At 63.8% G+C, this 12249-nt stretch carries 15 protein-coding genes and 1 other RNA gene; 5 read left to right on the top strand and 11 right to left on the bottom strand.

Annotation, left to right across the window (positions count from 1 at the left end):
* Positions 1–193: 193 nt before the first annotated feature.
* The 4 genes from DGA31_RS08165 to DGA31_RS08180 form a co-directional block, all read right to left on the bottom strand.
* Complete coding sequence (locus DGA31_RS08165) at positions 194–1450, bottom strand: 2-octaprenyl-3-methyl-6-methoxy-1,4-benzoquinol hydroxylase (protein ID WP_109512184.1); 1257 nt, start codon at positions 1448–1450, stop codon at positions 194–196.
* A 48-nt stretch (positions 1451–1498) separates the two neighbouring features.
* Positions 1499–2686, bottom strand: coding sequence for a 2-octaprenyl-6-methoxyphenyl hydroxylase (gene ubiH / locus DGA31_RS08170; protein WP_109512185.1), 1188 nt, complete (start codon positions 2684–2686; stop codon positions 1499–1501).
* Positions 2683–4017 (bottom strand): Xaa-Pro aminopeptidase, encoded by a 1335-nt coding sequence (pepP, locus tag DGA31_RS08175; protein ID WP_056841197.1) that lies wholly within the window; start codon positions 4015–4017, stop codon positions 2683–2685. Before pepP ends, ubiH begins: the two co-directional genes overlap by 4 nt.
* A 144-nt stretch (positions 4018–4161) precedes the next feature.
* Positions 4162–4722, bottom strand: coding sequence for a YecA/YgfB family protein (locus DGA31_RS08180; RefSeq protein WP_056841196.1), 561 nt, complete (start codon positions 4720–4722; stop codon positions 4162–4164).
* Positions 4723–4909: 187 nt separating this feature from the next.
* On the opposite strand from DGA31_RS08180, the gene DGA31_RS08185 reads away from it, so the two are divergent.
* The 4 genes from DGA31_RS08185 to DGA31_RS08200 all read left to right on the top strand — a co-directional run bounded on the left by DGA31_RS08185 (position 4910) and on the right by DGA31_RS08200 (position 6341).
* Entirely contained in the window at positions 4910–5119 is a 210-nt protein-coding gene (locus DGA31_RS08185; protein ID WP_056841195.1) for a TIGR02449 family protein, read from the top strand.
* Positions 5116–5445, top strand: a complete 330-nt coding sequence (locus tag DGA31_RS08190) for a cell division protein ZapA (protein WP_056841194.1) — start codon at positions 5116–5118, stop codon at positions 5443–5445. Before DGA31_RS08185 ends, DGA31_RS08190 begins: the two co-directional genes overlap by 4 nt.
* Positions 5446–5475: 30 nt before the next feature.
* A non-coding RNA gene (gene ssrS / locus DGA31_RS08195) (6S RNA) lies at positions 5476–5653 on the top strand.
* A gap of 85 nt (positions 5654–5738) precedes the next feature.
* On the top strand, positions 5739–6341 hold the full coding sequence (locus tag DGA31_RS08200; RefSeq protein ID WP_056841193.1) for a 5-formyltetrahydrofolate cyclo-ligase: 603 nt from the start codon (positions 5739–5741) through the stop codon (positions 6339–6341).
* A gap of 28 nt (positions 6342–6369) precedes the next feature.
* Here the strand turns inward: DGA31_RS08200 and DGA31_RS29955 are convergent, their stop codons facing one another.
* Positions 6370–6522, bottom strand: a complete 153-nt coding sequence (locus DGA31_RS29955) for a hypothetical protein (RefSeq protein WP_109512186.1) — start codon at positions 6520–6522, stop codon at positions 6370–6372.
* Between the two features lie 187 nt (positions 6523–6709).
* On the opposite strand from DGA31_RS29955, the gene DGA31_RS08210 reads away from it, so the two are divergent.
* On the top strand, positions 6710–7186 hold the full coding sequence (locus DGA31_RS08210) for an EVE domain-containing protein (protein WP_056841192.1): 477 nt from the start codon (positions 6710–6712) through the stop codon (positions 7184–7186).
* On the opposite strand, the gene DGA31_RS08215 is transcribed toward DGA31_RS08210, so the two are convergent.
* The 6 genes from DGA31_RS08215 to ubiD form a co-directional block, all read right to left on the bottom strand.
* Positions 7164–7574 carry a flagellar basal body-associated protein FliL gene (locus tag DGA31_RS08215; protein WP_056841191.1) on the bottom strand — a complete coding sequence of 137 codons (411 nt, stop codon included), beginning with the start codon at positions 7572–7574 and terminating at the stop codon, positions 7164–7166. The genes DGA31_RS08210 and DGA31_RS08215 overlap by 23 nt on opposite strands.
* Before the next feature lie 143 nt (positions 7575–7717).
* The gene (locus DGA31_RS08220; RefSeq protein WP_056841190.1) at positions 7718–8194 is read right to left on the bottom strand and encodes a hypothetical protein; all 477 of its coding nucleotides are present in this window, start codon (positions 8192–8194) and stop codon (positions 7718–7720) included.
* Between the two features lie 83 nt (positions 8195–8277).
* On the bottom strand, positions 8278–8544 hold the full coding sequence (locus tag DGA31_RS08225) for a hypothetical protein (protein WP_109512187.1): 267 nt from the start codon (positions 8542–8544) through the stop codon (positions 8278–8280).
* Between the two features lie 164 nt (positions 8545–8708).
* Entirely contained in the window at positions 8709–9374 is a 666-nt protein-coding gene (locus DGA31_RS08230) for a gamma-glutamylcyclotransferase (RefSeq protein WP_056841188.1), read from the bottom strand.
* Positions 9375–9619: 245 nt separating this feature from the next.
* Entirely contained in the window at positions 9620–10585 is a 966-nt protein-coding gene (locus tag DGA31_RS08235) for a CDP-6-deoxy-delta-3,4-glucoseen reductase (RefSeq protein WP_109512188.1), read from the bottom strand.
* Entirely contained in the window at positions 10585–12051 is a 1467-nt protein-coding gene (ubiD, locus tag DGA31_RS08240; protein ID WP_056841186.1) for a 4-hydroxy-3-polyprenylbenzoate decarboxylase, read from the bottom strand. The genes DGA31_RS08235 and ubiD overlap by 1 nt, the downstream gene beginning before the upstream one ends.
* Between the last annotated feature and the right edge of the window lie 198 nt (positions 12052–12249).

Consider the following 12249-nt stretch of genomic DNA (forward strand, 5'->3'; position numbering starts at 1 on the left):
TGAGGGGAGGTGAAGAGCCGTAACTTAATGTTGCGTGAGGGGCCTATGTAGGAGCGCGCTCTGCCCGCGACCGGCTGCGTTAGCAGTCGTAAATTTGTGGCGTTTCATACAGCTTGAACGTTAACAATCATAAATTTTCAGGGTTTCCGAGATTTTGCGAGCGCTACGCACTCGGTCGCGGGCAAGCGCGCTCCTACAGTTCGGGTACGTGCGCGTCCGGGAGCCGGTCCGACAGGCGTGCCAGTTCTGGCATTTCGCCTGTCAGGCCCAAGGCCTGGCGCACGAACAGGGCCTTGACCTCGGGCAGGCTGTCGACGGCCTTCAGACCGGTGTTGCGCAGCCAGCGCAAGGGCAGCGGGTCGGCCTGGAACAGGCGCTTGAAGCCCTCCATGGCCGCCATCAGGCTCAGGTTGTGCGGCATGCGCCGACGTTCGTAGCGGCCCAGCACGCGCTCATCGGCCAGGCGTTCGCCACGCGCATGGGCGCGCAGCAACACTTCGGCCAGCACGGCCGCGTCCAGAAAGCCCAGGTTCACGCCCTGCCCGGCCAGCGGGTGGATGGTGTGTGCGGCATCGCCGATCAGCGCCAGGCCCGGGGCCACGTAGCGCTTGGCATGGCGCTGACGCAACGGCACGCACAACCTGGGGTCGGCGTGCAGCACGGTGCCCAGTTGCCCTTCGAAGGCGCGCTCCAGCTCGACACAGAACCGCGCACCGTCCAGCGCCATCAAGCGCTCGGCCTCGGCCGGCGTCACCGACCAGACGATCGAGCACCAGTGCTCGCCCTCGCGCACCAGCGGCAAAAAGGCCAGCGGTCCGTCGTCGGTGAAGCGCTGCCAGGCGGTGCGCCCATGCGGGCGGGCGGTACGCACGCTGGTGACGATAGCGTGGTGCAGGTAATCCCACTCACGGGTCGGCGTGCCGCTCAGGCGGCGAATGGCCGAATGCGCGCCGTCGGCACCCACCACCAACGGTGCACGCAGGTGGCGGCCGTCCGCCAGGGTCAGCAGCCAGTCATCGCCGGAATGGCGCAATTGTTCCAGGCGCGCATGCTCCAGCAGGCCGATATCGCTGTCGTGCAGGCGTTCGAGCAAGGCGTCCTGAACCACCCGGTTCTCGACGATGTGCCCGAGGACATCGGCCTGCACACTGGCGGCAGAAAAATGAATCTGCCCGGTGCCGCTGCCGTCCCAGACCTGCATCTGTGCATAAGGGCTCAGACGCCGGGCAGCCATGCCATCCCAGGCCCCCAGGCGTTGCAGGATGCGCTGGCTGGCCGCCGACAGCGCACTGACACGCGGATCGAACTTCGCCTGCGGGTCGAACGGCTCGACACTCATCGAGCCGCCGTCGACCACCAGCACATCCAGGCCGCTGCCTTGCAGGGCCAGGGCCAGGGCACTGCCGACCATGCCGGCGCCCACGATCAGCACATCCGCGCGGGTTTCCATGTTCAGATCACTCGTGTTGGGCGCGCAGGCCGGTTGGGGTTGAAAGGATCATGCATCGGGACGGGTTCCCAGACCCATGGCCTGACGGGCGAACCAGCGCTTGGCCGGCGGCAAGAGGTCCAGGCCAAGCAAGCCGAGGTTACGGCCGGTGGTGACGGCCGAGGCGGTACTGCCGAACAGGCGCGTGACCTTGTCGGAAAAGCCCACGGTCAGTTGCTGGTCGCGTTGCTGGCGGGCGCGATAACGCTGCAGGGTCGCCAGGTCACCCGGCACCCGGTCGCTTTCAAGCAGCGTGCGGGCCAGCGCATCGGCATCACGCAGCGACAGGTTGAAGCCCTGTCCGGCAATCGGGTGCAGGCTGTGCGCGGCGTTGCCCAGCACCACCAGGTGCGAGCGCACCTGCTCGTCGGCCTCCACCAGGGTCAGCGGGTACACATGCCGTGCCCCGACCTGGCACAAACGGCCCAGGCGGTAGCCGAACACGTCCTGCAGCTCGCTGAGAAAACGGCGTTCATCGAGTGCGGCCAGGCGCTGGGTATCATCGCCGGTGCGGGTCCAGACCAGCGCACAACGATTTTCCGGCAATGGCAGCAGGGCCATCGGCCCCTGTTCGGTAAAGCGCTCGAAGGCTTGCCCGCAGTGGGCTTCGGCCGGGCTGATATTGGCGATCAGCGCGCTCTGGCCATATGGCCGCTGGTGCACGCTGATGCCCAGTTGCTCGCGCAGGTTGGAGCGCCCGCCATCGGCCAGTACCGCCAGGTCACACTCCAGTTCGGTCTCGTCGCTCAGACTCAGTCGATAGCCGCCGGCCACGGCCTGCATGCTGCGCACCTCGGCCGGCACTCGCCAACTGATCACTTCGGGGTCCAGGCCCTGCCACAGGCATTGGCCCAGCCAGGCGTTCTCGACCACATACCCCAGGGCGGGCACACCTTCTTCGAGGGCCGACAGGCGTGCAGAACCGAAACGTCCGCGATCAGAGACCTGGATCTGCAGGATCGGCTCGGCGCGCCGGGCAATCTGCTGCCACAGGCCCAGACGTTCATAGATGCGTCGGGCGCCGAACGACAGCGCAGAAGAACGCGCATCGTAGCTGGGCTGGTAGGCATCGCCCGGTGCGAAGGGCTCGATCAGCACGATCTTCCAGCCGCGCTCACGGGCACCGGCCTGCAGGGCCAGGGCCAGGCTGGCGCCGACCAGCCCGCCACCGACGATGGCCAGGTGAAAGCGGCTCATGCGGCCTGCACCCGGGCAGCGGCCATCAGGGCCTCGATCTCGGCCACCGTGCGGGGCACGTCGCCGGTCAGGATGTCGCACCCCTGGCGGGTCACCACCACGTCATCTTCGATTCGCACACCGATCCCTCGCCATTTCTTCGCCACAGACGTGTTGTCTGTCGCAATGTAGATGCCGGGTTCCACGGTCAGTGCCATGCCGATTTCCAATACCCGCCACTGACCGCCGACCTTGTAGTCACCGACATCATGAACGTCCATGCCCAGCCAGTGGCCGGCACGGTGCATGTAGAACGCCTTGTGCGCGTCGCTGGCGATCAAGGCGTCGACTTCGCCCTTGAGCAGGCCGAGTTCCACCAGCCCGGCGGTAATGACCCGCACCGTGGCCTCGTGGGCTTCGTTCCAGTGCCGGCCCGGGCCGATGGCTTCGAAGGCGGCCTGCTGGGCCTTGAGGACCAGTTCGTAGATCGCCTTCTGCTCGGGCGAAAAGGTGCCGCTGACGGGGAAAGTGCGGGTGATGTCGCTGGCGTAGCAGTCGATCTCGCAGCCGGCGTCGATCAGCACCAGATCACCGTTCTTGAGCGGCGCGTTGTTTTCCTGGTAGTGCAGGATGCAGGCATTGCGGCCCGAGGCGACAATCGAGCCATAGGCCGGCATGCGGGCGCCGCCCTTGCGAAACTCGTATTCCAGCTCGGCTTCCAGGCTGTACTCGTACAGGCCGGCGCGGCTGGCCTGCATGGCCCGTACATGGGCGCGAGCCGAGACTTGCGCGGCGTAGCGCATGACCTTGACCTCGGCAGCCGACTTGTACAGGCGCATGTCGTGCAGCAGGTGATCCAGGGCCACGAACTCGTTCGGCGGCTGTGCACCCAGGTGGGCCTTGGAGCGGATGGTATTGATCCACTCCATCAGGTGCCGGTCGAATTCAGGGTTGCTGCCCATCGCCGAATACACCCGGTCGCGGCCTTCGATCAGGCCCGGCAGGATGTCGTCGATGTCGTTGATCGGGAAGGCGTCGTCGGCGCCGTAGTCGCGCACCGCCCCTTCCTGGCCGGCGCGCAGGCCGTCCCACAATTCACGCTCCGGGTTGCGCTCGCGGCAGAACAGCACGTATTCGCCGTGCTCACGCCCCGGCATCAGCACCACCACCGCTTCCGGCTCGGGAAAGCCGCTCAGGTACTGGAAATCGCTGTCCTGGCGATAGACGTGCTCGACATCGCGGTTGCGGATCGCCACGGCCGCTGCCGGCAGGATGGCAATGCTGTTGGGTTCCATCTGCGCCATCAGGGCCTTGCGGCGCCGGGCGTATTCGGACTTCGGGATATGCATCATGGGTAATGGGCGTCCCCGTTCAGGCAGTGTGCAGGCGGTGTGCCGCCGATATGTAAAGACACGACACTCGCAGCGCGTCACACCATCGGCGCGGGAGCGTGCAGGCCGGGATGCGGTGCCCCGGCCCGGCATGCGGTTACGGGATCAGTGTAGCGAAGGCTTGGCGGCGGCCGGTGCCGCGTCTGATTTGCCGCATTCGGTGAACAGCAACAAGGGCGCGACGCGCAGGTATTCCATGACCTCCATGTAGTCGCTTTCACCGTCTTCGGACTCTTCCAGCGCATCCTGCACCTGAGCGATGGCGGCCAGGTCCTGAAGCACTTCGGTGGCTTCCAGGCTGATCACCCGGTCACCGGCCGCCAGGCCGAAGCCCGACAGGAAGCCCTGGCACCATTGACCCAGTGCGGCGGCGCGCTCGGTCAGCGGCTCGTCATCGCCGGGCAACAGCAGCACCACGGTCATGTCTTCGCTGGTCAGTTCACCCTTGACCATCTCCTGCAGCCCGACCAGGGCCTGGCGCACGTTATCCTGTGGCTCGGTCTCAAGCAGGATCGAGGCATCGGCAAACCAGCTCTCGGCATCGAAACCGGCGCCGGCACAGCTGCGGCCAAGCAGCATGCCATGCAGCTCGGCGGGAGAAACCGGATGGCCGCCGCTGGCGAGCAGGGTGGCGAAGGCTTTGTAGGGGGAGTTCTGAATGGGCATGGGCAACTGGTCGCCTGACGGCGCTATGTCTAGAATGAAGGCCTTGTATCGTAGGGGTTGATAGCATGGCAACACAAGCTGCAACCCCCAAACTATCTGCACGGCAGGAGGGTCCAAGGATCTTTCACGATCCGGGCAGCCGGCACCGGGTATCGTGCCATTCATCAGAAATCATCCGTGAGGCTCCATGCCAGACACCGATCTGCACGCGCTGATGGCCAGACTGGAGTTGTTGCTTGAACGTGTCGAGCAACTAAAAGGCCAAAATGCGTTCCTATTAACTCAGGAAAAAACCTGGCGCGAGGAACGCGCCCATCTCATTGAAAAGAACGAAATCGCCCGGCAGAAGGTCGAGTCACTGATTTCGCGCCTCAAAGCCCTGGAGCAAGACTCATGAGCAATGGCAACAGCGTTACCGTGCAAATCCTCGACAAGGAATATTCCATCATCTGCCCGGCCGAAGAGCGCGCCAATCTGGTCAGCGCTGCCCGCTACCTCGATGGCAAGATGCGGGAAATCCGTTCCAGCGGCAAAGTCATCGGCGCCGACCGTATCGCCGTGATGGCCGCCCTGAACATCACCCACGACCTGCTGCATCGGCAGAACCTGCCTGACGTGCAGGTCAGCGGGACAACGCGCGAACAGGTGCGTGACCTGCTCGAACGTGTCGACCTGGAGCTGACCGGTGATGCCCCAGGCTCAGGCAATTCGTCGCGAGGCTGATAATCCTGTAACGATTCTGTATACTTGCGCCACTCCCTGGAGTGTTTGCCAGTCGGTCATGTCCCTGAGCCGATACGCACAACCACGGGGGTTGCACGTGGAGTTGGTGCGCATGTCCGCCCGACGGAAAGCCTTAAAACTTCCTGCAATCTCCACCTTGAACTTTCGGGTTCAAGGGCTACACCGACAGCGGCTCGTCGGGGAGTCCTGATTCCAGCCATTGCCTGCCAACGCGCGGCAATGGCTTTTTTCTTTCCTCAGCTGTGAGGACCCGCCTGCATGACACCTCGCTCATGATCAGCGCCATGTCACTGTCGCGCCCGCAACTGCGCCGCCAGTTGCGCAAGGCTCGCCGCGCCCTGAGCCGCAGCCAGCAACAGGCTGCCGCCCGTGGCGTGTATCGCCAACTGGCCCAGCACCCCCTGTTCCGCCGCGCCCGGCATGTGTCGCTGTACCTGGCCAATGACGGGGAAATCGACCCGCGCCTGCTGGTGCAGGCCGCCCAGCGACGCGGCAAGGCGGTCTATCTGCCGGTGCTCAATGCCTGGCCCAGAACGCGGATGGTGTTTCAGCGGGTGCAGCGTGGCGAGGCGTTCAAGCCCAATCGCTTCGGCATCCCGGAACCCCTGGTCAGCCGCGCGAAACAACGACCGATCTGGGCACTGGACCTGATCCTGATGCCATTGGTGGGGTTCGACGAACAGGGCGGGCGGCTGGGCATGGGCGGCGGTTTCTATGATCGCAGCCTGGCCTATCGCAGCCGCCGGCAGACCTGGCGCAAGCCGACGCTGCTGGGGCTGGCCCACGAATGTCAGAAAGTCGATCAGTTGGCCCTGGCCACCTGGGATATTCCCTTGCAGGGCACGGTGTCGGACAAGCGCTGGTATCTGGCGTAGGCGCAACGAGTGGCGCCCGAGGGGTCAATCAATGACGACCCGGAACCTTCTGCTGTTGCTGGACGATCTCGACAGGTGCGTCAGGTTTGTTGGTCCACAGGCTCTGTGCATAGCCGGTGGTGACAATGCCCAGGCCGAACAAGATGACGAGAATCCAGAGAAGATCCGGCTTGCGATTCACTGATTGCCTCCTGAAGGAAATCAAATACGTGTCAGTAGCGGGGTAAGGTGAAGGGCCTTGCCAACTGCGCGGGTGGTACGAAAGGAGCGGCATTTTGCGGTAACGTGACGCAGTACGCAAATTATCAATCGAACCGGCTGTCGGTTTGTCATGAACTTGTCTCAATCCCCTTTCTGGAGTCCCCGCCGTGGCCTACTGGCTGATGAAATCCGAACCTGACGAGTTCTCGATCAGTGACCTGCAACGCCTGGGCCAGGCGCGCTGGGACGGCGTGCGCAACTATCAGGCGCGCAACTTTCTGCGCAGCATGGCCGAAGGCGACGGTTTTCTTTTCTACCATTCCAGTTGCCCCGAGCCCGGCATCGCCGGCACAGGCCACATTGTGCGCAGCGCCTATCCCGACCCGACGGCGCTGGACCCGGACAGCCACTACTTCGACCCCAAGGCCAGTCCTGAAAAAAATGCCTGGAGCGCCATCGACGTGGGCTTTGACCAGCAGTTTGCCAAGGTGCTGGGGCTGGGCTGGCTCAAGCAGCAAACGGCGCTGGAGCAACTGCCCCTGGTGCAAAAGGGCAGCAGGCTGTCGGTGATGCCGGTGACCGCCGAACAGTGGGCAGCGATCATGGCACTGACGGCCTCTGCTACTGGGCAATCAGGTTATTGAACAGCAGGTCTTCGACGACGGGCTTGCCCTCTTCGTCGTTCATGATCTGCTGGACCTGCTTGAGCGCTTCCTGACGCAGTTTTTCCTTGGCCTCGGCAGTGCCCATGCTCTCGACTGTCTGCTGGGCAAACAAGGCCACCAACTGGTTACGGATCAGCGCGTCGTTGCGTTTGACCGCTGCGGCCGCATCGGCACCGGTGACGCGCACGGCGATGTCGGCCTTGTACACCCGCACCTTGGGCCCGCCATCGAGCGCGTAGTTGCCCACGAACGGTGGCGTCAGGCTGACATAGGCGGCCTTCGGCGCGGCATCTTCTTCCTTCTTTTCTTCGGCCTGCACCAAGGCAGGCAGCGACAGGGCCAGCAACATCAGGATCCACGCTTTCACAGTCCACTCCTTCAATACGATTAGCGCCGGGCTGCGCAGTCTACAGCGTTTGAACAGGCAGCTGGCGCACGAGCCAGCCCGCCGAATCGGCGTTGTTTCGAGGTTATCGGCCAGGGCGGCAAAAGAAATAGGCCCAGGCGCAATCACGGCGCAATCGCCCGGCCTGCCAACGCCACATCGATGAGTTGCTCCGGGGTGAGCGCTTGCCCATCCGTCTCATGGCCAAAATAGTCATCCGGCCAGAAGATCAGGTCCGAGATACGTTCGTCCGGGATGTTGATTGCCAGCATGTCCAGCCAGAATCCGATGTCATGCTCGGGCCCGTCGGAGTCCATGACACGGCGAGCCATCTCGATTAACTCAGAGCGCGTGACATCGGCCACATGGCGCTGATGAGGAACCGCCAGCACACGGCGAACCCAGGTGATGTGCTCTTGCGCACCATAAATGCCCTGGAAATCGATGAATTCGTAAGCGGTCATGGCTTCCCGGTTGAAGGTCGCCAGTTGTTCCCGGGTTTGCAGAGGATCCCCGCCATCGATTTCTGCGGCCAACACAGCCAGTCGGGCGACTGACGCCTCGTCCAATGTGGGCGGCATCAGTTCGGGGCGAAGTTTCATGAGCGTTCTCCTGCCCTGCCGGCCGTTTGCTGCAGAGCGCATTTGAGTGAGTCGAGAATATAGTAGGGTCTGTTGCCGTTTCATCATTCAGGACGCTTCGCGCAGCGCTTCACAATGGCTGGCAAGGCCGGGTTCAGTTGACGGAGCAGCGCCGGGTGCATGCTTTCAATGATGTAGACGTCGGCAATTGAACCGTCGGGCTCAACCGTCAGCCTGGCTCGCACCTTGCCGGCATAGTGGCCTCGATCAATTGTGCCGGATACACCGGCGCCGGCGCCTCGACCGGCACCCGCCACCCTTGGGCCGACGCCGCCGAATACGGCAACAGACACAGGATCAGCACCCACCATTTCATTTCCGCTTCTCGCACAGACGCGCCGCTATGGCGCCATGACCGTCATGCTAGGCGGGATGGGCGTTGTTTATAAGTTCATGACTTCCGAGGACGCTGTAGGAGAACTCTGAAATACCTTGTATAGCTTTTAAAAAGCGGACACCCATCACAGAACTCAACTCAACCCAGTGACCCACAACGCCTGAGCCGTGCTTCCAGCACCCGGTCCGGCATCGCGTGGCTGCGCAGGGCCTGGGCGGTCTGGTGCACATAGTCACGGGTGGTGCCATAGCGCCCGGTGGCGGTGGCCAGCACCTGGGTCAGCACGCTGTCGGGCAGATTGCCGGCATAGCTGGGCAAGTGACGCTCCAGCACAAAGCCCAGCGCCTGGACCTTGCGACCGTCGCCCAGCCGGCAACTGAGCCAGTGCGGGCGATACGAGGGGTACGGCATTTCGCGCTGCCACAGGGCCAGCAGTGATTCTTCGAGGCATTCCTCGCTCAGCCGATAGGCGAAGCCGGTGCATGAGCCGCCACGGTCCAGGCCGAACACCAGGCCCGGAATGTCGGGCGTGCCGCGGTGTTCGTGGGACCACAGGTACAGGCCGCGATGGTAACCGTGCACCCGGGCGCGCTGGCGCTCCACGGCGGGGCATTCGGGCCGCCAGATGAGCGAGCCGTAGGCGAACAGCCAGACCGGGCCGCCCTCATGGTCTTGCAGGGTGGCGTGCATCGACGCCAGCAGTTGTTCGTGGGTCAGTTGCGGACCCAGGTCGATGGTCGGTGGGTAAGCCAGCCCCAGGCCGTCGTGGACGGCGGCGGCCAGCTCATTGATTGGATTAGCCATTTGCCTCCCCTGGCAGGGTGACTGCCAGTCATGGCCGGACGGCCTGCCAGAGACGGGCAGCGTCCGAAGCCGTGGTGTTTCGATGCTGCAAGGAACCGATCGCGATTAAAAGGGCGTTCGATGAACCCTTATCGAACAAGACCCAATACTGGCATGAAGCAATTTCCAATCCAACCGCAACGGCGTTCAGATCGGCGGGCTATAAGACCGTTTGCCGCTAAGCGGCTGTGTAAACGTCATAAGCCTCAGCGCGGGGCGTAGGCGAACACATCGGCCCGCATGCGATGGGCGTCCATGCCGGCCTCGACCAGAGCGTCGAGGGTGGCATAGATCATCGCCGGCGAGCCGCTGGCGTAGACATGCACACCGGACAGGTCCGCAATGTCTTCGCGTACGGCCTCATGCAGCAGGCCGCAGCGCCCTTCCCAGGCACAGAGGTCGCTGACCACCTTGTGCAGGTACAGGTTGGGCAATTGCTGCCATTGATCCCAGTGGTCGATGGCGTAGAAATCTTCCGGGCGACGCACGCCCCAGTACAGGTGCACCGGATGCCTGAAGCCTTCGGCGCGGCAGTGTTCGATCAGGCTGTGCATCTGCGCCATGCCGGTGCCGGCGGCGATCAGCACCAGCGGACCGTCGGGCAGCTCGGCCAGGTGGGTGTCGCCAAACGGCAGCTCGACCCGCGCCAGGCCGTCGCGCTGCAGTTGCGCCAGCAAGGCCTGGGCGCCGGCTTCACGCACCAGCACATGCAACTCCAGGTCACGGCCCCGGTGCGGGGCGCTGGCCAGCGAGAACGCTGACTTATCGCCGCTCTCGCGCTCGATCATCAGGTATTGCCCGGCATGGTAGCGCGGCGGCTTGCCGGCCGGCGCACGCAGGCCGATGCGCCAGACATCGCCGCCGACCGCTGTGCACTCGCTGACCTGGCAGGCCAGCGTGCGCACCGGCAGTTCGCCCAGGGCCAGCACGCCGTCCCACAGCAGCACACAGTCCTCCAGTGGCTCGGCCAGGCAGGTGTAGACCTCGCCATGGTCATGCGCCTGCCCGGCCTGCATCACCCGGCCTTCGACCAGCAGGGCGGCGCAGACATGGCAGTTGCCGTTGCGGCAGCTGCTGGGGCATTCATGGCCCAGACGCTGCGCCGCGGCCAGGATGGCCTCGCCGGGCAAGGTTTCCAGCACCGCGCCGGAGGGCTGCAAGGTTACGCGCATCAATTGATTCCCAGCTGGTTCCAGATCTCGTCGACACGACGTGTGGTGGCTTCGTCCTTGACGATTGCACGCCCCCATTCCCGCGTGGTTTCACCGGGCCACTTGTGCGTGGCGTCCAGGCCCATCTTGGAGCCAAGGCCAGACACGGGAGAGGCGAAGTCGAGGTAGTCGATGGGGGTGTTCTCGATCATCACCGTATCGCGCTTGGGGTCCATGCGCGTGGTAATGGCCCAGATCACGTCGTTCCAGTCGCGTGCATTGATATCGTCGTCGGTCACGATAACGAACTTGGTGTACATGAACTGTCGCAGGAACGACCACACCCCCAGCATTACGCGCTTGGCATGGCCTGGGTACTGCTTCTTGATGGTCACCACCGCCATGCGGTACGAGCAGCCTTCGGGCGGCAGGTAGAAATCGACGATTTCCGGGAACTGCTTCTGCAGGATGGGCACGAACACTTCGTTGAGCGCCACGCCCAGGATCGCCGGCTCATCCGGTGGACGGCCGGTGTAGGTGCTGTGGTAGATCGGCTTTACGCGATGGGTGATGCGCTCGACCGTGAACACCGGGAAGCTGTCGACTTCGTTGTAGTAGCCGGTGTGGTCGCCGTACGGGCCTTCATCGGCCATTTCGCCGGGGTGAATGACCCCTTCGAGGACGATTTCGGCACTGGCCGGCACTTGCAGGTCGTTGCCACGGCATTTGATCAGCTCGGTGCGGCTGTCGCGCAGCAGGCCAGCGAAGGCGTATTCCGAAAGGCTGTCGGGCACGGGCGTGACCGCACCGAGAATGGTCGCCGGGTCCGCGCCCAGGGCCACGGCCACCGGAAACGGCTGGCCAGGGTGTTTGGCGCACCATTCCTTGAAGTCCAGCGCGCCACCGCGGTGGCTGAGCCAGCGCATGATGACCTTGTTGCGGCCGATCACCTGCTGGCGATAGATGCCCAGGTTCTGGCGCTCCTTGTTAGGACCGCGAGTGACGGTCAGGCCCCAGGTGATCAGCGGCGCGACATCGCCCGGCCAGCAGGTCTGTACCGGCAGCAGGCCCAGGTCGACGTCGTCGCCCTCGATGACCACTTCCTGGCACGGCGCGTCCTTGACCACCTTGGGCGCCATGGCGATGACTTTCTTGAAGATCGGCAGCTTCGACCAGGCGTCCTTGAGGCCCTTGGGCGGCTCGGGCTCCTTGAGAAAGGCCAGCAGCTTGCCGATTTCACGCAACTCGGCGGTGGTTTCGGCGCCCATGCCCATGGCCACCCGCTCAGGCGTGCCGAACAGGTTGCCCAGCACCGGGATGTCGAAGCCGACCGGCTTTTCGAACAACAGGGCCGGGCCCTTGGCCCGCAGGGTGCGGTCACAGATCTCGGTCATTTCCAGGACAGGGGAAATGGGCATCTGGATGCGTTTCAATTCTCCGCGCTGCTCAAGCTGCTGCACGAAATCCCTAAGATCCTTGAATTTCATTGACCCGGCCACTTTCTGAAATAGGTGCACATCGTACCTGCTCCAATGCCTGGCTTGCGAATGCGGGTAAAAAAATGGCCCGCAGGAGCCTGGCTGCCGCCTTGGAACACCGCAGACCCGTAGGAGCGCGCTTGCCCGCGACCGAGTGCGCAGCGCTCGCAAAAATCTCGAAAACGCCACAATTTTACGACGGCTACG

Origin of the sequence: Pseudomonas ovata (genome assembly GCF_003131185.1) — a bacterium.
In the GTDB taxonomy this organism is placed as follows: Bacteria; Pseudomonadota; Gammaproteobacteria; order Pseudomonadales; family Pseudomonadaceae; genus Aquipseudomonas; species Aquipseudomonas ovata.

Excerpts from the sequence above, each read along its gene's own strand:
- DGA31_RS08165 (WP_109512184.1), bottom strand. The coding sequence starts at position 1,450 with ATGGAAACCCGCGCGGATGTGCTGATCGTGGGCGCCGGCATGGTCGGC.
- pepP (WP_056841197.1), bottom strand. The coding sequence starts at position 4,017 with ATGATGCATATCCCGAAGTCCGAATACGCCCGGCGCCGCAAGGCCCTG.
- DGA31_RS08200 (WP_056841193.1), top strand. The coding sequence starts at position 5,739 with ATGATCAGCGCCATGTCACTGTCGCGCCCGCAACTGCGCCGCCAGTTG.
- DGA31_RS08230 (WP_056841188.1), bottom strand. The coding sequence starts at position 9,374 with ATGGCTAATCCAATCAATGAGCTGGCCGCCGCCGTCCACGACGGCCTG.
- ubiH (WP_109512185.1), bottom strand. The coding sequence starts at position 2,686 with ATGAGCCGCTTTCACCTGGCCATCGTCGGTGGCGGGCTGGTCGGCGCC.
- DGA31_RS08235 (WP_109512188.1), bottom strand. The coding sequence starts at position 10,585 with ATGCGCGTAACCTTGCAGCCCTCCGGCGCGGTGCTGGAAACCTTGCCC.
- DGA31_RS08180 (WP_056841196.1), bottom strand. The coding sequence starts at position 4,722 with ATGCCCATTCAGAACTCCCCCTACAAAGCCTTCGCCACCCTGCTCGCC.
- DGA31_RS08220 (WP_056841190.1), bottom strand. The coding sequence starts at position 8,194 with ATGAAACTTCGCCCCGAACTGATGCCGCCCACATTGGACGAGGCGTCA.
- DGA31_RS08225 (WP_109512187.1), bottom strand. The coding sequence starts at position 8,544 with ATGGTGGGTGCTGATCCTGTGTCTGTTGCCGTATTCGGCGGCGTCGGC.
- DGA31_RS08185 (WP_056841195.1), top strand. The coding sequence starts at position 4,910 with ATGCCAGACACCGATCTGCACGCGCTGATGGCCAGACTGGAGTTGTTG.
- ubiD (WP_056841186.1), bottom strand. The coding sequence starts at position 12,051 with ATGAAATTCAAGGATCTTAGGGATTTCGTGCAGCAGCTTGAGCAGCGC.
- DGA31_RS08190 (WP_056841194.1), top strand. The coding sequence starts at position 5,116 with ATGAGCAATGGCAACAGCGTTACCGTGCAAATCCTCGACAAGGAATAT.